The sequence below is a fragment of the Kosakonia sp. Marseille-Q7440 genome, from assembly GCF_965119485.1.
The window spans coordinates 2837107-2855203 of record NZ_CBCPLT010000001.1 but is presented as its reverse complement, the minus strand read 5'-3'; the positions used below and the strand labels follow the sequence as shown (position 1 = coordinate 2855203).

The 18097-nt window shown below is 55.6% G+C and carries 16 protein-coding genes and 1 pseudogene; 12 read left to right on the top strand and 5 right to left on the bottom strand.

Annotated elements, in window-relative coordinates; translation table 11 throughout:
- Positions 1-100 precede the first annotated feature (100 nt).
- Entirely contained in the window at positions 101-2083 is a 1983-nt protein-coding gene (gene cirA, locus ACWPW2_RS13380) for a catecholate siderophore receptor CirA (RefSeq protein WP_454123458.1), read from the top strand.
- Positions 2084-2118: 35 nt separating this feature from the next.
- Here the strand turns inward: cirA and fghA are convergent, their stop codons facing one another.
- On the bottom strand, positions 2119-2955 hold the full coding sequence (gene fghA, locus ACWPW2_RS13375; RefSeq protein WP_023479867.1) for an S-formylglutathione hydrolase: 837 nt from the start codon (positions 2953-2955) through the stop codon (positions 2119-2121).
- Positions 2956-3104: 149 nt separating this feature from the next.
- Here fghA and ACWPW2_RS13370 point away from each other — a divergent pair.
- From ACWPW2_RS13370 to ACWPW2_RS13330, 9 genes and pseudogenes are all read left to right on the top strand, one after another.
- A pseudogene (locus ACWPW2_RS13370) lies at positions 3105-4254 on the top strand (YbfB/YjiJ family MFS transporter).
- A gap of 104 nt (positions 4255-4358) precedes the next feature.
- On the top strand, positions 4359-5024 hold the full coding sequence (folE, locus tag ACWPW2_RS13365) for a GTP cyclohydrolase I FolE (RefSeq protein ID WP_023479844.1): 666 nt from the start codon (positions 4359-4361) through the stop codon (positions 5022-5024).
- Positions 5025-5040: 16 nt separating this feature from the next.
- Positions 5041-6201, top strand: coding sequence for a DUF418 domain-containing protein YeiB (gene yeiB, locus ACWPW2_RS13360; RefSeq protein WP_454123455.1), 1161 nt, complete (start codon positions 5041-5043; stop codon positions 6199-6201).
- 155 nt (positions 6202-6356) lie between these two features.
- A complete protein-coding gene (galS, locus tag ACWPW2_RS13355; RefSeq protein WP_279793029.1) occupies positions 6357-7382 on the top strand; it encodes an HTH-type transcriptional regulator GalS in 1026 nt (341 codons plus the stop codon).
- Between the two features lie 295 nt (positions 7383-7677).
- Complete coding sequence (mglB, locus tag ACWPW2_RS13350) at positions 7678-8676, top strand: galactose/glucose ABC transporter substrate-binding protein MglB (protein WP_023479914.1); 999 nt, start codon at positions 7678-7680, stop codon at positions 8674-8676.
- A gap of 84 nt (positions 8677-8760) precedes the next feature.
- Entirely contained in the window at positions 8761-10281 is a 1521-nt protein-coding gene (gene mglA / locus ACWPW2_RS13345; protein WP_042715899.1) for a galactose/methyl galactoside ABC transporter ATP-binding protein MglA, read from the top strand.
- A gap of 15 nt (positions 10282-10296) precedes the next feature.
- Positions 10297-11307, top strand: a complete 1011-nt coding sequence (mglC, locus tag ACWPW2_RS13340) for a galactose/methyl galactoside ABC transporter permease MglC (protein ID WP_023479719.1) — start codon at positions 10297-10299, stop codon at positions 11305-11307.
- 140 nt (positions 11308-11447) lie between these two features.
- Positions 11448-11684 (top strand): bssS family protein, encoded by a 237-nt coding sequence (locus ACWPW2_RS13335; protein WP_023479777.1) that lies wholly within the window; start codon positions 11448-11450, stop codon positions 11682-11684.
- A gap of 266 nt (positions 11685-11950) precedes the next feature.
- Positions 11951-12322 (top strand): hypothetical protein, encoded by a 372-nt coding sequence (locus tag ACWPW2_RS13330; RefSeq protein WP_454123451.1) that lies wholly within the window; start codon positions 11951-11953, stop codon positions 12320-12322.
- A gap of 9 nt (positions 12323-12331) precedes the next feature.
- On the opposite strand, the gene sanA is transcribed toward ACWPW2_RS13330, so the two are convergent.
- The 4 genes from sanA to ACWPW2_RS13310 all read right to left on the bottom strand — a co-directional run bounded on the left by sanA (position 12332) and on the right by ACWPW2_RS13310 (position 15270).
- Positions 12332-13045: an outer membrane permeability protein SanA gene (gene sanA / locus ACWPW2_RS13325; RefSeq protein WP_023479806.1), complete on the bottom strand. Its 714-nt coding sequence runs from the start codon at positions 13043-13045 to the stop codon at positions 12332-12334.
- A 123-nt stretch (positions 13046-13168) separates the two neighbouring features.
- Positions 13169-14050: a cytidine deaminase gene (gene cdd, locus ACWPW2_RS13320; protein ID WP_454123448.1), complete on the bottom strand. Its 882-nt coding sequence runs from the start codon at positions 14048-14050 to the stop codon at positions 13169-13171.
- 129 nt (positions 14051-14179) lie between these two features.
- Entirely contained in the window at positions 14180-14875 is a 696-nt protein-coding gene (locus tag ACWPW2_RS13315; RefSeq protein WP_454123446.1) for a CidB/LrgB family autolysis modulator, read from the bottom strand.
- Complete coding sequence (locus ACWPW2_RS13310) at positions 14872-15270, bottom strand: CidA/LrgA family protein (RefSeq protein WP_023479889.1); 399 nt, start codon at positions 15268-15270, stop codon at positions 14872-14874. Before ACWPW2_RS13310 ends, ACWPW2_RS13315 begins: the two co-directional genes overlap by 4 nt.
- 231 nt (positions 15271-15501) lie before the next feature.
- Between ACWPW2_RS13310 and dusC the strand changes: the two genes are divergently transcribed.
- Entirely contained in the window at positions 15502-16440 is a 939-nt protein-coding gene (dusC, locus tag ACWPW2_RS13305) for a tRNA dihydrouridine(16) synthase DusC (RefSeq protein ID WP_454123444.1), read from the top strand.
- 327 nt (positions 16441-16767) lie between these two features.
- Positions 16768-18096 (top strand): OprD family outer membrane porin, encoded by a 1329-nt coding sequence (locus tag ACWPW2_RS13300; protein ID WP_023479718.1) that lies wholly within the window; start codon positions 16768-16770, stop codon positions 18094-18096.
- Position 18097: the final 1 nt, after the last annotated feature.

The following is an 18097-nucleotide window of genomic DNA, read 5'->3' as shown; positions in this document are numbered from 1 at the left end:
GTTTCCATAATTTATAACGCCCTCGTCAATGTAACGGGGCGCGGTTTTGCAATACGTGAGCAACTTTTTCAATCTTTTTCAGACCTCATGGAGTTACGGAATGTTTACCTTGAATCCCATTATGCGGGGAGGCCTCTGTGCGTCCGCGTTAACGCTGGCGCTGCCGGTGATGGCCGCCGCAGGGGAGGGTGAAACGCTGGTGGTAACCGCTTCGGCCAGCGAGCAGAACCTGAAAGATGCGCCTGCCAGCATCAGTGTCATCACGCAGCAGGATTTACAGCGCAGGCCGGTGCAAAACCTGAAAGATGTGCTGAAAGAGGTGCCCGGCGTACAGCTCACTAATGAAGGGGATAACCGCAAAGGCGTCAGCCTGCGCGGGCTGGACAGCAGTTACACCCTGATCCTGATTGATGGCAAGCGCGTCAACTCGCGCAATGCCGTCTTCCGCCACAACGATTTTGACCTCAACTGGATCCCGGTAGAAGCGATTGAGCGCATTGAAGTGGTGCGCGGCCCAATGTCGTCGCTGTATGGCTCCGACGCCCTCGGCGGCGTGGTGAATATCATCACCAAAAAAATCGGCCAGCGCTGGAGCGGCTCAATCACAGCGGATACCACCATTCAGGCGCACCGCGATCGCGGCGATACGCAAAATGGCCAGTTCTATACCAGCGGGCCACTGATTGACGGCGTGCTCGGGCTGAAGGCCTTTGGCGGCGTGGCGAAGCGCGAAAAAGATCGGCAGCAGGCCTCGCAAACCGCCGCCAGCGGTGAGTCACCGCGCATCGAGGGCTTTACCAGCCGCGATGGCAATGTTGAACTGGCCTGGACGCCAACAAAAGATCACGACTTTACTGCTGGTTACGGTTATGACCGCCAGGACCGCAACTCTGATTCACTGAATAAAAACCGCCTCGACCGTCAGAATTACTCGCTGGCGCACAACGGGCGCTGGGGCAGCGCTAACAGCGAGCTGCGTTTCTACGGCGAGAAGATTGATAACAAAAACCCCGGCAACGCCAGCGCTATCCGTTCGGAAAGCAACACCGTGGATGGCAAAGTAGTGCTGCCGCTGGGCGAGATTAATCAGTTAGTCACCCTTGGCGGGGAGTGGCGTCATGACAAACTCAGCGATCCCGTTAACCTGACCGGCGGCACCAGCAGCAAAACCTCTGCTAATCAGTACGCGCTGTTTATTGAAGATGAGTGGCGCATTGTCGAGCCGCTGGCGCTGACCACCGGCATTCGCATGGATGACCACGAAACCTATGGCGATCACTGGAGCCCACGCGCCTATCTGGTGTGGAGCGCCACCGATACCATCACGGTGAAAGGGGGCTGGGCAACGGCCTTTAAAGCGCCGTCGCTGTTGCAGCTAAGCCCCGACTGGGCGACCAACTCCTGCCGCGGCAGTTGCCGGATTGTCGGCAGCCCGGAGCTGAAACCGGAAACCAGCGAAAGCTTCGAACTGGGGCTTTACTACAGCGGCGAAGAAGGCTGGCTGGAGGGCGTGCAGGGCAGCGTTACCGCCTTCCAGAACAATATTGAGGATATGATCAATATCAGCCGTACCCCCAGTTTGACCGAGGCACCGGGTTACCCGAACTTTGTCGGCTTTGAACGTAACGCCCGTGGGGCGCGAGTACCGGTGTTCCGCTACTACAACGTTGATAAAGCGCGGATTCAGGGCGTGGAGACGGAGGTGAAAATCCCGTTCGATGAAGCGTGGAAGCTGACCCTGAATTACACCTATAACGACGGGCGCAACCTGAGCGGCGGTGGCAATAAACCGTTGCAGGATCTGCCGTTCCACACCGCTAACGGCACGCTGGACTGGCAGGCTAACGACGCGTGGTCGTTCTACGTTTCGGCGAACTACAGCGGCGAAAAACGCTCGGTGTCACAGGGCGCAACGCCGGGCGGGTATGTTATCTGGAATGCGGGCGGCGCGTGGCAGGCGACGAAAAACGTCAAACTGCGCGCGGGCGTGCTTAACCTCGGCGATAAAGATCTCAGCCGGGATGACTACAGCTTTAACGAAGATGGGCGTCGCTACTTTGCGGCGATTGATTACCGCTTCTGATGAGAGACCCCGGCGCGAAAACGCCGGGGTGACGATTAGCGGAAGAGGTGCTGCGCATGGAAGCGCAGATGATCTTCAATAAACGAGGCGATAAAGAAGTAGCTGTGATCGTACCCCGGCTGAATGCGCAGGGTCAGCGGCCAGCTTTTCTGCCGCGCCACTTCTGCCAGCCGCGCTGGCTGGAGCTGATCGGCGAGGAACTGATCGCTGTCCCCCTGATCGATAAGGGTCGGGATGGCGTCACCTTCGCCGCTTTCCAGCATCAGCGCACAGCTGTCCCATTCGCGCCACTGGCTGGCATCCTCGCCTAAATAGGCAGTAAAGGCTTTCTGCCCCCACGGCACCTGCAACGGGTTCACAATCGGCGCAAAGGCGGAAACGCTGGTGTAACGGCCCGGGTTTTTCAGCGCCATAATCAGCGCGCCGTGCCCGCCCATTGAGTGACCGCTGATCGCCGCCTGGGTGCTGACGTTAAACTCGCTCTGGATAAGAGCCGGGAGTTCGTCGCGCAGATAATCAAACATCCGGTAGTGCGCGGCCCACGGCTGCTGCGTGGCGTTAAGATAGAAGCCTGCCCCTTTACCCAGATCGTAGCTGTCGGCATCAGCCACCTGATCGCCGCGCGGGCTGGTATCCGGCATCACCAGCACAATACCCAGTTCAGAGGCGACGCGCTGCGCACCGGATTTGGTGGTGAAATTCTCATCATTGCAGGTCAGGCCGGAGAGCCAGTAAAGCACCGGCGGGCGCGCATCGCTACGCTGCGGCGGTAAAAAGATGCTGAACGTCATGGCGCAGTTCAGGACGCTGGAGTGGTGACGCCAGCGCTGCTGCCAGCCTTCAAAACAGCGGTGCTCTTCGAGCAATTCCATGCGGGGCTCCTCAGGTTTCACAGAGATAAACAGAGTGATAACCCTGCATAATACAGATAATTCACGCCGCTGTGAGTAACTTTCACTTCCGCACTTGCGCAACATACTGCATCATAAACATAACTTTACATTAACATTTGGGGGCTGAGATGGCGCTACGCGTCGCGCTGTGCGGTTTTATCGTGCTGGTGGTAGTGATGGGGATTGGCCGTTTTGCCTTTACGCCACAGGTGCCGTTGATGATCCGCGACGGCCAGCTCACTCTCACCAGCGCCGGGCTGGTGGCAGCCATTAATTACCTTGGTTATCTGCTCGGTGCCTGGGATGCGATGCGCGCGAAGCGGCATATCGAAGTGCGCCTGTGGCTTGGCATTGGCGGCGCGGTGCTGCTCACTTTCCTCTCTGCGCTGGCGGACAACGCGCTTTTGCACGGCGCGATTCGGCTGATTATCGGCGCGATGAGCGGCTGGGGAATGGTGCTGATTGCCGCCTGGACCAATGAGCGGCTGGCTCATGCCGGGAAACCGGGCCTCAGCGCGGCGGTGTTTGCCGGGCCGGGCGCGGGCATTGCGTTAAGCGGGTTGCTGGCGGTGGCGATTCAGGCCAAAGGCTTAAGCGCCGCATCAGCCTGGCAAGTTTATGGCGTGCTGGCGCTGCTGCTGGTGGCGCTGATTGCCCGCTACTTGCCGAAGCCCGGCGAGTGGCACCGCCCGGAGGTGAAGACGCAGCCTCTGCACCTGACCACCGATCTGAAACGGCTGGTCTGGAGCTACAGCCTGGCCGGGTTTGGCTATATTCTGCCCGCTACCTTTTTGTCGCAGATGGCGGCGCTGCGCTTTCCCGGCAGCCTGTTTGCCCAGTTTGTCTGGCCGGTTTTCGGCCTCTCAGCAGTGATCGGCATTGGTATTAGCATTCTGCTGCGCCACTGCGGGCAGAGCCATCAGCGGCTGGCGATAGTCCTCTGGTTGCAGGGCGCGGGCGTGCTGGCAGCCTGGCTTCTGCCGGGGTTGAGCGGGCTGGTGTGCGGCGCGGTGCTGGTCGGCGGCGGTTTTCTCTGCGCGGTGCAGCTTTCGCTGCTCTATGGCCGCGAACTGGCACCCTATCACGCGCGTTATATGGCGGGGCTGCTCACCACCGGCTATGCGCTCGGGCAGTTAGTCGGCCCGATGACCTCCGCGCTCTCGACCTGGCTTAGCGGACGCCTTGAACCGGCGCTCGGCATTGCGGCGGTTGCGCTGGTGATTGGCGGCGTTCTGGTATGGAAACGACGCGCCTGAAAGGCAGCGGCGATTTCAATAATAATCCCCGGCGGGGGTGGATTATGTGCGCGACCTCACGCACAATGTTGCCTCACTTCGCCGCAACACGCGAAGCACGCCATACCTGCAGGAGAAGAAGAAAATATGTCATCACTCAGTAAAGAAGCGGCGCTGGTGCACGAGGCGCTGGTTGCCCGTGGTCTGGAAACCCCGCTGCGCCCCCCGGTGCAAATGGATAATGAAACCCGTAAACGCCTTATCGCCGGCCATATGACCGAGATTATGCAGCTGCTCAATCTCGATCTGAATGATGACAGCCTGATGGAAACGCCGCATCGCATCGCCAAAATGTATGTCGATGAGATCTTCTCCGGCCTCGATTACGCCAATTTCCCGAAAATCACCGTCATTGAAAATAAGATGAAGGTCGATGAGATGGTAACCGTGCGCGACATAACGCTCACCAGCACCTGCGAACACCACTTTGTCACTATCGACGGCAAAGCGACGGTGGCTTACATCCCGAAAGAGTCGGTGATTGGCCTGTCGAAAATCAACCGCATTGTGCAGTTCTTCGCCCAGCGCCCGCAGGTTCAGGAACGCCTGACCCAGCAGATCCTCACCGCGCTGCAAACCCTGCTTGGCACCAACAATGTCGCGGTATCGATTGATGCGGTCCATTATTGTGTGAAAGCGCGCGGCATTCGTGATGCCACCAGTGCGACCACCACCACCTCGCTCGGTGGCCTGTTTAAGTCGAGCCAGAACACCCGCCAGGAGTTCCTGCGCGCCGTTCGCCACACTAACTGATTGCGGGAGCGCCAACATGGGAAGGAGCGTCACGCTCGATTTTATCCGTGGCCTCGCCATCCTTGGCATTCTGCTGCTCAATATCACCGCCTTTGGTCTGCCGAAGGCGGCCTATCTTAATCCCGCCTGGTATGGCGACATCACCCTGCATGATGCCTGGACCTGGGCGCTGCTCGACCTTTTTGCGCAGGTAAAATTCCTCTCGCTGTTTGCCATTCTCTTTGGTGCCGGGTTGCAGATGCTGCTGCCGCGCGGCAAGCGCTGGATCCAGTCGCGCCTGACGCTGCTGGTGCTGCTCGGTTTCATTCATGCACTCTTCTTCTGGGAAGGCGATATTCTGCTGGCTTATGGCCTGGTGGGGCTTATCGGCTGGCGAATGATTCGCGATGCGCAGAGCGTGAAAGCAATGTTTCATACCGGCGTGGTGCTCTATCTCATCGGCATTGTCGTATTGCTGCTGCTTGGCGCGATCTCCGGTACCACGCCGAATAACTCCTGGCTGCCGGACGCCGCTAACGTGCAGTATGAGGCCTGGTGGCGCACCAGCGGCACGCTGATGGAGGGGCTGAGCAACCGCAGCGATCTCTTCTCAAACGCCTTGCTGGCGCTCGGCGTGCAGTATGGCTGGCAGCTGGCCGGGCTAATGTTGATCGGTGCCGCGCTGATGCGCAGCGGCTGGATGAGAGGGCAGTTCCCGCTGCGCCACTACCGGCGCGTCGGCGCCGTGCTGGTGGTGACGGGAATGGCGGTAAATATTCCGGCCATTGTCGCCCAGTGGCAACTGGGCTGGTCGTACCGCTGGTGCGCCTTCTTTTTGCAGGCCCCGCGCGAGCTGAGCGCACCGGTGCAGGCCATCGGCTATGCGTCACTGGCGTGGGGCTTCTGGCCGCAAATCTGCGCCAGCAAACTGGTGAGCGCAATCGCCTGCGTCGGGCGTATGGCGCTGAGTAACTATCTGTTGCAGACCCTGATCTGCACCACGCTGTTTTACCACTTCAATCTCTTTATGCGCTTTGACCGCCTGCAACTGCTGGCGATCGTCCCCGCCGTCTGGGCGGTTAACATCCTCTTCTCCGAGCTGTGGCTCAGGCGTTTTCGCCAGGGGCCGGTTGAGTGGCTCTGGCGTCAACTCACCGCTCGTGCGGCGGGCAGCGCATTACCTCCTACAAGCAGATAACGATCTGGATCACAATCGTTAACAAATGCGATGTAACCGTTTCCATTGATGTGATGCCTCTCACGTAGCAAAGCCATCGCGACTGCCAGAATAGCCTCCTTACTTTACCCAGGGGGTGCCTGTGACGTGCCGCCATTCAGACAAGGTGGGAAAAAATGATCACCATTCGTGACGTTGCCCGTCATGCGAACGTCTCCGTCGCGACGGTTTCCCGCGTACTCAACAACAGCGCCCTGGTCAGCCAGGAGACGCGCGAAACCGTGATGCAGGCGGTTGCCCAGCTCGGTTATCGCCCGAACGCCAACGCCCAGGCGCTGGCGACGCAGGTGAGCGACACCATCGGCGTGATCGTGATGGATGTCTCCGATGCCTTCTTTGGCGCGCTGGTCAAAGCGGTCGATACCGTCGCGCAGGAACATCAAAAATATGTGCTGATTGGCAACAGTTACCATGAGGCGGAAAAAGAGCGCCACGCCATTGAGGTGCTGATCCGTCAGCGCTGTAACGCCCTGATTGTGCACTCAAAAGCGCTCAGCGATGAAGAGCTGACGGGCTTTATGGAGCAGATCCCCGGCATGGTGCTGATCAACCGCGTGGTGCCCGGTTACGCCCACCGCTGCGTCTGCCTTGATAACGTCAGCGGGGCGGTGATGGCGACGCGTATGTTGCTGAATAACGGCCATCAACGCATCGGCTACCTCGCCTCCAGCCACCAGATTGAAGATAACGATTCGCGCCGCGAGGGCTGGTTCCGTGCGCTGGAAGAGCAGGGCATTGCCGCGCCGGACAGCTGGGTTGGCACCGGTTCGCCGGATATGCAGGGCGGGGAGGCGGCGATGGTAGAACTGCTGGGGCGCAACCTGCAACTCACCGCCGTTTTCGCTTACAACGACAGCATGGCGGCGGGCGCGCTGACGGCGCTGAAAGATAACGGCATTGCGGTGCCGCAGCATCTCTCGCTGATTGGTTTCGATGATATCCCGATTGCCCGTTACACCGATCCGCAATTAACCACCGTGCGCTACCCGGTGGCGTCAATGGCGCGGCTGGCGACGGAGCTGGCGCTACAGGGGGCGGCGGGCAAGCTCGATCCGCAGGCCGCGCACTGCTTTATGCCGACGCTGGTACGCCGTCATTCCGTGGCGTTGCGGCAAAATGTGGCACCGATCACTAACTCGTAATGCGTCGTGATGTAACCGTTTTCAATCTGTGAGTAAATTCACAGTATCTTAACAAGGCGCTGACTATGATGTCAGCGTTTTGGAAGCTGAAACACGATGTAACGGTGAATATTCATTTTTAATGAAACGTTCACGTAAAAGCATCGGATAAAGCGATCTTCTGGAGCGTTACCGAACACGGACGATTGAATTTTTTTAGCGTGGACGTCGGGTGTCAGTAACCTCTTCTTAACATACTGACCCGCCGAGCACTATTCACAAGCACTACCCTGCATATAATAAAACCGGAGATACCATGAATAAGAAGGTGTTGACTCTGTCTGCTGTCATGGCAAGCATGCTGTTTGGCGCAGCCGCACACGCAGCGGATACCCGTATTGGTGTGACCATCTATAAATATGACGACAACTTCATGTCCGTTGTGCGTAAGGCGATTGAGAAAGACGGTAAAGCGGCGCCGGATGTTCAGCTGCTGATGAACGACTCCCAGAACGACCAATCCAAACAGAATGATCAGATCGACGTCCTGCTGGCAAAAGGGGTTAAAGCCCTTGCTATCAACCTGGTTGACCCGGCTGCGGCGGGCACGGTGATCGAGAAAGCGCGCGGGCAGAATGTGCCTATCGTCTTCTTCAACAAAGAGCCTTCCCGCAAAGCGCTGGATAGCTATGACAAAGCTTACTACGTCGGCACTGACTCCAAAGAGTCCGGCGTGATTCAGGGCGACCTGATTGCCAAACACTGGGCGGCTAACCCGGGCTGGGATCTGAACAAAGATGGTCAGATTCAGTTCGTGCTGCTGAAAGGCGAGCCGGGCCACCCGGATGCTGAAGCGCGTACCACCTACGTGATTAAAGAGCTGAACGACAAAGGCATCAAAACCCAGCAGCTGGCATTAGATACTGCAATGTGGGACACCGCCCAGGCGAAAGACAAAATGGACGCGTGGCTCTCTGGCCCGAACGCCAACAAAATCGAAGTGGTGATTGCCAACAACGATGCGATGGCAATGGGTGCGGTTGAAGCGCTGAAAGCACACAACAAATCCGCGATTCCGGTATTTGGCGTCGATGCACTGCCAGAAGCGCTGGCGCTGGTGAAATCGGGCGCGATGGCCGGTACCGTGCTGAACGATGCCAACAACCAGGCGAAAGCGACCTTCGATCTGGCGAAAAACCTTGCGGATGGCAAAGGTGCGGCAGATGGCACCACCTGGAAAATTGAGAACAAGATTGTCCGTATTCCTTACGTCGGTGTTGATAAAGACAACCTGGCGCAAATTACCGGTAAATAAGATTTAGTTCGACCGTTCTCACTGGGCGTATTGTTTAATACGCCCTTTTATAAAAATGATATGCCAGGCCAACAAGGTAGAATTATGGTCAGCAATAATACTCAGTCGTCAGGTGAATTCTTGTTGGAAATGAGCAATATCAACAAGTCCTTTCCCGGCGTAAAGGCGCTCGATAATGTCAATTTAAAAGTCCGTCCTCACTCTATTCATGCATTGATGGGTGAAAACGGTGCGGGTAAATCGACATTATTAAAATGCCTTTTTGGGATCTACCAAAAAGATTCCGGCAGCATTCTATTTCAGGGTAAAGAGATCGATTTCCACTCCGCTAAAGAAGCGCTGGAAAACGGTATTTCGATGGTGCACCAGGAGTTGAACCTGGTATTACAGCGTTCGGTGATGGATAACATGTGGCTCGGGCGTTACCCGACCAAAGGCGTGTTTGTCGATCAGGATAAGATGTACCACGACACGAAAGCCATCTTTGATGAGCTGGATATTGATATCGATCCCCGTGCGCGTGTCGGGACATTATCCGTTTCCCAGATGCAGATGATCGAAATTGCGAAAGCATTCTCCTATGACGCCAAAATCGTCATTATGGATGAGCCGACGTCGTCGCTGACCGAAAAAGAGGTCAACCATCTGTTTAAAATTATCCGCAAGCTGAAAGAGCGTGGCTGCGGTATTGTTTATATCTCGCACAAGATGGAAGAGATATTCCAGCTGTGCGATGAAATTACCGTTCTGCGCGATGGTCAGTGGATCGCTACCCAGCCGCTGGAAGGGCTGGATATGGATAAGATCATCGCCATGATGGTCGGCCGCTCCCTTAATCAGCGCTTCCCGGACAAGCACAACACGCCGGGCGAGACCATTCTGGAGGTGCGTAATCTCACCTCCCTGCGTCAGCCGTCGATTCGTGATGTGAGCTTTGATCTGCGCAAGGGCGAAATTCTCGGGATTGCCGGGCTGGTGGGCGCGAAGCGTACCGATATCGTGGAGACGCTGTTTGGTATCCGTGAAAAATCGGGCGGCACCATTAAGCTGCACGGTAAAGCGATTAATAACCATACTGCCAACGAAGCCATTAATAATGGCTTTGCGCTGGTCACCGAGGAGCGCCGCTCGACCGGTATCTATGCCTATTTAGATATTGGATTTAACTCATTAATCTCCAATATTCAGAACTACCGTAACAAAGTGGGATTGCTGGATAACAGCCGCATGAAGAGCGATACCCAGTGGGTAATTGACTCAATGCGGGTTAAAACCCCTGGCCACCGTACGCAAATTGGTTCGCTCTCCGGCGGTAATCAGCAGAAAGTGATTATTGGACGCTGGTTATTAACCCAGCCGGAAATTTTGATGCTTGATGAACCGACGCGCGGTATTGACGTGGGTGCGAAGTTTGAAATTTATCAGCTGATTGCTGAGCTGGCGAAAAGAGAGAAGGGGATCATTATTATCTCCTCTGAAATGCCTGAGTTGTTAGGCATCACTGACCGTATTCTGGTAATGAGCAATGGCCTCGTCGCTGGAATTGTTGATACTAAAACGACAACGCAAAACGAAATTCTCCGTCTTGCGTCTTTGCACCTTTAAGATCAGGGGCTCCTCATGAGTGCGTTAAATAAAAAGACTTTTCTCACTTATCTGAAAGATGGCGGTATTTACGTCGTTCTTTTAGTGTTGCTGGCCATTATTATTTTCCAGGACCCTACGTTCTTAAGCCTGCTGAACCTAAGTAATATTCTGACCCAGTCTTCAGTGCGTATTATTATCGCGCTCGGCGTCGCGGGCCTGATTGTTACCCAGGGCACCGACCTCTCTGCCGGACGTCAGGTCGGTCTGGCGGCGGTAGTCGCGGCTACGCTGCTGCAATCAATGGAGAACGCCAACAAGGTATTCCCGGAGATGGCAACAATGCCGATTATCGTGGTGGTGCTGATCGTCTGCGTTATCGGCGCGATTATCGGCTTAATCAACGGTATTATCATCGCTTACCTGAATGTAACGCCGTTTATTACCACGCTGGGTACGATGATTATCGTGTACGGTATCAACTCCCTGTACTACGACTTTGTCGGCGCGTCGCCGATCTCGGGCTTCGACAGCGGCTTCTCCACCTTTACCCAGGGCTTTATTGCGCTCGGTAGCTTCCGCCTCTCCTACATCACCTTCTACGCGCTGATTGCAGTGGCGTTTGTCTGGGTGCTGTGGAACAAGACCCGCTTCGGTAAGAACATTTTCGCTATCGGCGGCAACCCGGAAGCGGCAAAAGTGTCTGGTGTGAACGTCGCGCTGAACCTGCTGATGATCTATGCCCTCTCCGGCGTCTTCTACGCCTTCGGCGGGCTGCTGGAAGCGGGTCGTATTGGCTCGGCGACCAACAACCTCGGCTTTATGTATGAGCTCGATGCGATTGCCGCGTGCGTGGTGGGCGGCGTCTCCTTCAGCGGCGGTGTCGGTACCGTGCTGGGCGTGGTGACCGGTGTGATCATCTTCACCGTGATCAACTACGGTCTGACCTATATCGGCATCAACCCTTACTGGCAGTACATCATCAAGGGCGGGATCATCATCTTCGCCGTGGCGCTGGACTCCCTGAAATACGCGCGCAAGAAGTAATCCTTCTGCGCTGCTCTCAAGCCCGCCCTGTGCGGGCTTTTTTATTGTTCTGCTATTAGAAAACTTCATCTATTCGGCATGGAGAAATCCGGCGTCGCTGCTACGCTTTATGTAGTCCCAACGTTTATAAGGAGATTAGGATGAAGAATGAATTCGCTTTTCCGGCATTCCCCGTCACTGGATGGCAAGTGGGCGCGGTAGACAAGCAGCAGAGCATCGTTGTGAAATTTGGTTACAGCACTTCGCCATATGGCCCGGGTGCATCGACTTTTGACTCGCAGTTTTTCAGCTTAACTCCCGATATGGTGCGCAGCCTGATCTACGATCTGCAGCGCAGCCTGACGGAGCATGAAATCGAGCACGAAAAAGTCGCCTGATTTTTCCCCCTTTTGACCTCCGCAAAGGCACGTGTCATGCAGCTTACGCTGCGTTGTCCTGTGCCTTGTTTGTGCCTTGAAACCCCCGTCCTGCGCGCATCTTATTGAAGAACCGATCAAATTTAAGGGGATTCTGAAGGTCTTCATCGCAGCGGCTACATACGCTTAAAGGACAATCTTTGAGAGTTGTGATGGCAGCTCAAGGGGCGCTTATGAATTTTGTTTTTTTTAGAATTGACCACGCACCGCATGAAAAAACCAGTCAGGTGAATTTCGTTTTAAAAAATGTTGAACTGCTTCGTGAGGGCGAAGTGATTGCCAAAGTCGGCGATCTCACCGTCACGTCGTTGCCGTTTTTCTACTTCTGCTCGGTGCAGACCGGGTTTCGCAAGATCGAGTACAGAATGGACAACAACCCGCCGGCACGGATCACCTGCAGCGCAGGCTATCTGAAAACGGGAGACTATCTGGTGAAGACGCCGGAAGGGGAGAAAGTGATGCAGTTTAACGCGCTGAACGGCACATGGACGCTGGAGAGAAACGCCTCCGCTGTTATTGACCACCAGGGCTTTATCGCCCGTGATTTCACGCTTATCCGCCCGGTCAAAAGCAGTGGCCGCACGGTGCCATTCACGTAATCCGCTCTGTTACCTCTTTTTTTGCATATCAATTAACTGCTCGGCCGTGACCGCCGGGTAGCCCTGAGCATCTTCGGGCACTTCATGCATGGCAGGGATCGGCACTAAAGGCCCAAGGAAACGGGGTTCACGTTTAAACAGATAGAGATCTGCAATTGTGCCGAGCCGGGCGCCGAATTCGCGCGCCCGCACGCTCCACATATCTTTTGGTGACGGCACGGCATAACACTGAGCCTGAATGCCTAAGTGGCGGGCGATAAACAGCGCACGTTCACAGTGGAAGCGCTGGGTGATGATAATGAAGTCGTTGGTGTCGAATACTTTGCGGGTGCGGACAATCGAGTCCAGCGTACGGAAACCGGCGTAATCAAGCACGATATCCGCAGGATCAACGCCGCCGGCGATCAGATCTTTGCGCATCGTCACCGGCTCGTTATAGCTCTGCTGGGCATTATCGCCGCTCAACAGCAGGTAGTTCACCTTGCCGCTGTTATAGGCGTTAAGGGCACCCTGAATGCGGTAGCGGTAATATTGGTTGATCACACCGGTGCGGTAATATTTGGCGGTGCCGAGCACCACGCCGACCTGGCGCCAGGGGAGATCCTGCAGGTCGTCGTAGATATAGGGGGCGGTTTTCCAGCTCATCCAGCGATCGAGACCCAGCGCGGTTAACACCAGCAGACCAATGAGGACTATCAGGCTGTAAAAAACACGCTTTAACATGAAGCAGGCTCGGTAAGGGATTGAAATTGCACTCAGGCTACTTTACCCACACCGCAAGCGCAAGAAACGGCAGCTCAATCGCGCTGTTTTTCATCACTGCGGCCTTGACCGCAGTGATGCGCATCATAGCGTTACGCGCTCAACCGCGTCGCAACCTAACGCACGCAGCGTCGCAGCTGTTGCATCCCACTGCGTTAACGGCGCGTCAGCGCGTTCCGCCAGCACGGCGCGCGTAATGTCCGGGTAGTCGAAACCGCTCAGGCTGAGCAGATTAAGCGCACCCTGTAGCGGCGGCAGCGTTGGGTTGAACGCCGCGTTCTCCGCATAACGTCCACTGAAGATCTGCCCGTCGCGGCAGAGCAGGGCAACGCCGGAAGGTGAGTGAGTATAAGGGGAGTGGCTCTGGCTGGCTGCGGCAATCGCGGCCTGGGTCAGCGCATCGCCGCGCGGGGCGAAACCGTGATCCTGGGCGTCCATCAGCAGGGTTTTAATCTCCAGATCTTTCGGCCCAAAGGCATCCGGCAGGTAATCACCGAGCGTATGCGGCGCGCGGCCTGGCAGATTAATGCGCAGCGAAAGCCCGCTGTTGAGCTCATTCATAAACTGTCGGCAGTGGCCGCACGGCGTGTAGTTGACGGTGACCGATTCCAGTGCGGTCTCACCGCGCAGCCAGGCGTGGCTGATGGCGCTCTGCTCGGCGTGCACCGTCTGCTGCATGGTGGCGCCGATAAACTCCATATTGGCGCCGAAATACCAGGTGCCGCTGACGCCGCGGGCAATCGCGCCGACATCGAAATGGGAGAGATCCGTGCGGGCGCAGGCAGCAGCGAGGGGCAGCAGCGCGAAGGCCAGTGCATCGGCATCAAGCTGGGTCGCGCTTTGCAACGTTGCCACCTGCTCCGCGCTCAGCATAGCGGGGAAGTGTTCATCCACCAGCAGAGGCGCCAGCGCGGTCTGAAGTTCACCCGGCAGGCCGGAAAAAGCAGTGTGAAAACGAGAATGCATAGCAGTGCCTCATAGCAGTGTATTGGAGAGACAGTGTACGGGCCTGCTTCGCTTTTATATGTGACGCAAATCACACTGTTTATGCAACAAATGAAACGCATTAAAGAATTGCGCGACACATCGCAAATTTTAACCCCACAGCGCAATCAGCAGCGGAAAGAGGAACGGCGCGACAAGCGAGGTGATAATCCCGCAGATCACCAGCGCCAGCGAGCTGAAAGCGCCCTCCTGGTAATCCAGCTCCGCGCTGCGCGCGGTGCCCAGCGCGTGTGAAGCGGTGCCCATTGCCAGCCCGCGTGCCGATTTGGTCTTGATGCGCATCAGGTTGAGTAAGGTGTGCCCGAAGACCGCGCCAAGCACGCCGACAAAAATCACGCATACCGCGCTAATGGCCGGAATGCCGCCAATACTGCCGCCTACCGCCATCGCAATCGGCGTGGTGACGGACTTCGGTAATATCGAGGCGGCAATCTCGGGCGTCGCTCCCATTAAAAGCGCGATAAGCGTTCCGCTGATCATCGCCACCAGGCTGCCGATAAAGCAGATAGTAATAATCGATTTCCAGCGCGCGCGGATCTGGTGCAGCTGTTCATAAAGAGGAAACGCCAGCGCCACGACCGCGGGTTGCAGCAGATCGTTGAGCACTTTGCTGCCCTGAAAGTAGTGATCGTAGGGCGTGCCGGTCAGCAGCAGCAGCGGGATGATCACCACCATTGCCACCAGCAAAGGGTTAAGCAGCGCCAGCTTAAAGCGCGCGGCCAGTTTGCGGGCGGCAAAAAAGACCGCCAGTGTTAACGGCAGGGACCACCAGATATAGGCCATCACTCTTTTGTTTCCTCACGACCGGCTACTTTACGCTCGCCGTGTACCAGATGGGTACTCCAGCTCACCACCAAAAAGACCACCAGCGTGCTCACCGCGCAGGAGACCACAATCGGGCCGAACTGCGCGCGCAGCACGTCGTAATACTGCATGACGCCGACGCCGATAGGCACAAACAGCAGCGCCATGTAGCGAATAAGCAGAAAACAGCCGGGATTGACCCACTTCGCCGGCAGGATTTGCAGCGCCAGCAGGACAAACATAATCAGCATGCCAATAATGCTGCCCGGAATGGCGATCGGCAGCAGTGAGGCGACAAAAATACCCGCATATAAGCAGGCATAGATGAGTGCGAAGGCTCGCAGGTACTGCCAGATAGTTATCAGTGTCTTATTCATGGTGGAAATCCTTGCTGAAACGCATTCATCATACAATTAAAGCTAAAAACGTGCTACCGATCACATCATGAATTTTGAGCATACCAGACATTCCATTTGGTTAGATTATGGGTTCAAACCGGCCAGGCTGTGAAAAAAAGGGGCGCTAAGCCTTCAGCGCTCAATCATAATGGCACTTTCCTCCCTACCGGAGAGCGGCTACTATGTCGCCTCATTTTTTCGGGGTGATTTATGCGTGTATTACTGGCTCCAATGGAGGGCGTGCTTGATTCTCTGGTGCGCGAACTGCTGACTGACGTCAATGATTATGATCTCTGCATCACCGAGTTCCTGCGCGTGGTCGATCAGCTGCTGCCGGTAAAATCCTTCCATAAAATCTGCCCGGAATTGCAGCGCCAGAGCCGCACCTCCTCCGGCACGTTAGTGCGCATACAGCTGCTGGGTCAATATCCCGAGTGGCTGGCGGAAAATGCCGCCCGCGCGGTTGAGCTTGGTTCGTGGGGCGTCGATCTTAACTGCGGTTGCCCGTCGAAACTGGTCAACGGCAGCGGCGGTGGAGCGACGTTACTCAAAGATCCGGAGCTGATTTATCGCGGTGCGAAAGCGATGCGTGAAGCGGTACCGTCGCATCTGCCGGTCACGGTGAAAATCCGTCTTGGCTGGGAGAACTCCGCCCGCCAGTTTGAAATTGCCGATGCGGTACAGCAGGCGGGTGCCAGCGAACTGACGGTGCATGGCCGCACGAAAGAGGATGGCTATAAAGCCGAGCGCATTAACTGGCAGGCGATCGGTGAGATCCGCCAGCGCCTTTCTATTCCGGTGATTGCCAACGGCGAAATCTGGGACTGGCAGAGCGCGCAGGCCTGCATGGCGGCGACCGGCTGCGATGCGGTGATGATTGGCCGCGGCGCACTCAATGTGCCAAACCTCAGCCGGGTGGTGAAATATAACGAGCCGCGTATGCCCTGGCCTGAAGTGGTTGCGCTGCTGGCGAAATACAGCCAGCTTGAGAAGCAGGGCGATACCGGTTTGTATCACGTCGCCCGCATTAAACAGTGGCTGGGCTACCTGCGCAAAGAGTACGCCGAAGCCAGCGAGCTATTTGCGGAAATTCGCACCTATAAAACTTCTCAGGATATTGCGGCGGCGATTGCGCGCGCTGAAATATAGGAACCTGCAACGCTACGATGTAATTGCCTCAATTCGTAGCGTTATCTGAGTCACACTTTTACGCTCTTAACTAAATTGCTCGTAGATTATTTCCAGGTGAGATGGTATTTATTTACCCACACCATCGCAGGGTTGTTACTGTTAAACAGGCAAAACCTAAACCATCAAATTCACCGCTTGTGAATTTCGGGTTTGGGTTTTTTTGTTTTGATGGTGTGCATAAATAAAAGCTGTAAAGCAAATAACTATAAGGAATTGCCTGAGCCTTACGCGTTAGCACTTTTTTAACGCGGCAGTTGCGGCCAGCAATATAAAAATGGAATAGAAATGGCACATATTAAATTCGCCTTACCTTTGGCGTTCCTGTCAGGTATTAGTGGCACTTGCGCTTTTGCCAATAGTGAACTGCCCAACACTCAGGGTTTTATTGAAAATAGTAAGTTCGATGTCACGTTAAAAAATGTCTGGATGCTTAATACTAATAACCAGCTCTCAGAAGCCGGTATTGGTGACCAGAAAGCGTGGGCGCAGGGCGCGCTGCTTGATTATCAGAGCGGCTGGTACCGGGACGCTATCGGTATCGATGCCTCCTGGTACAGCGTAGTTAAGCTCTACGCGAATAAAGACTTTGCCGGGCGCGACCTGCTGCGCGATAACAACGGTCATGCGGAAGGGTTCAACAAAGTTGGGCAGCTTTACGCCAAGCTCAAATGGGAGGATGAGTACGCCTACGCCAGGCTCTACGCGGGCTGGAAGCAGCTTTATAAGTTCGGCACGCTCAGCGTCACGCGTAGCCGGGCCGCGCCAAGTTCGTGGCAGGGGGTAAGCCTCGAGAGCGGCCTGGGCGATCTTTCTGCCCGCGCCGCCTGGGTCACCCGTTTTTCAGAACGTGATGAACCGGAAAAGCGCCGCTTTTATACCTTAAAAACTAATAAGCCCATCGATCATATTGTTACCGGTGATATAAGCTGGAGTCCTGATAAAAATACACGCGTAAGCTGGCTGGCAGGTGAAAGTGATAATTATCTTTTCCGCCAGGGAATAGAGGCGCAATTTGCATTTCCGCTGGCTGAAAAAGAGTCGCTATTATTACGTAGCGCATGGTATTACAATCGCGGGCTGGCAGAGTGGGAAGGTGCTCGCGGATTTACGCATAGTGCGCAGCATATTTTTGCGCTGGTGGGCTATCAATATTACGCAATGGAGTCAGGTGTCGCCTGGTCAAAAACAAAAGCGCCGTTGGATAATGGCCTGGGGCAATTCTATTGGCACATGGGTAAAAATACCCGTGGCGCATTTAATAGCCCGGCGGATGGCGAAGGTAATGATTACGTCAATGATAATGAGCAGATGATTTATTGGTACGGTAAATATGTTCTCTCGCCGGAATTGACTACAGGTATTTTCGCTAATTATGGTTTTGGGGCGAAATATCAGGGCGTCAAATTAAATCAGTGGGAGTATGGCGGTTTTATTGCGTGGGCGCCGAAAGCGGTCTCTGGCTTATCGCTGTTTGCCGGCTTTGGTCCGAGCTACAGCTGGAAGCTGGTGAAGGGCAAACCCTGGCTGACGGACGATAAGCGCGATTTCCACCGCTCACATGGCCTCGGCGGCGGCATCACTATGGAATACAAATTTGGTCTGCATAATCAATAAG

Coding starts and splice junctions, on each gene's coding strand:
- folE (WP_023479844.1), top strand. CDS start 4,359: ATGTCATCACTCAGTAAAGAAGCGGCGCTGGTGCACGAGGCGCTGGTT.
- cirA (WP_454123458.1), top strand. CDS start 101: ATGTTTACCTTGAATCCCATTATGCGGGGAGGCCTCTGTGCGTCCGCG.
- ACWPW2_RS13310 (WP_023479889.1), bottom strand. CDS start 15,270: ATGAATAAGACACTGATAACTATCTGGCAGTACCTGCGAGCCTTCGCA.
- sanA (WP_023479806.1), bottom strand. CDS start 13,045: ATGTTAAAGCGTGTTTTTTACAGCCTGATAGTCCTCATTGGTCTGCTG.
- dusC (WP_454123444.1), top strand. CDS start 15,502: ATGCGTGTATTACTGGCTCCAATGGAGGGCGTGCTTGATTCTCTGGTG.
- mglC (WP_023479719.1), top strand. CDS start 10,297: ATGAGTGCGTTAAATAAAAAGACTTTTCTCACTTATCTGAAAGATGGC.
- cdd (WP_454123448.1), bottom strand. CDS start 14,050: ATGCATTCTCGTTTTCACACTGCTTTTTCCGGCCTGCCGGGTGAACTT.
- galS (WP_279793029.1), top strand. CDS start 6,357: ATGATCACCATTCGTGACGTTGCCCGTCATGCGAACGTCTCCGTCGCG.
- ACWPW2_RS13335 (WP_023479777.1), top strand. CDS start 11,448: ATGAAGAATGAATTCGCTTTTCCGGCATTCCCCGTCACTGGATGGCAA.
- ACWPW2_RS13300 (WP_023479718.1), top strand. CDS start 16,768: ATGGCACATATTAAATTCGCCTTACCTTTGGCGTTCCTGTCAGGTATT.
- mglA (WP_042715899.1), top strand. CDS start 8,761: ATGGTCAGCAATAATACTCAGTCGTCAGGTGAATTCTTGTTGGAAATG.
- mglB (WP_023479914.1), top strand. CDS start 7,678: ATGAATAAGAAGGTGTTGACTCTGTCTGCTGTCATGGCAAGCATGCTG.
- yeiB (WP_454123455.1), top strand. CDS start 5,041: ATGGGAAGGAGCGTCACGCTCGATTTTATCCGTGGCCTCGCCATCCTT.
- fghA (WP_023479867.1), bottom strand. CDS start 2,955: ATGGAATTGCTCGAAGAGCACCGCTGTTTTGAAGGCTGGCAGCAGCGC.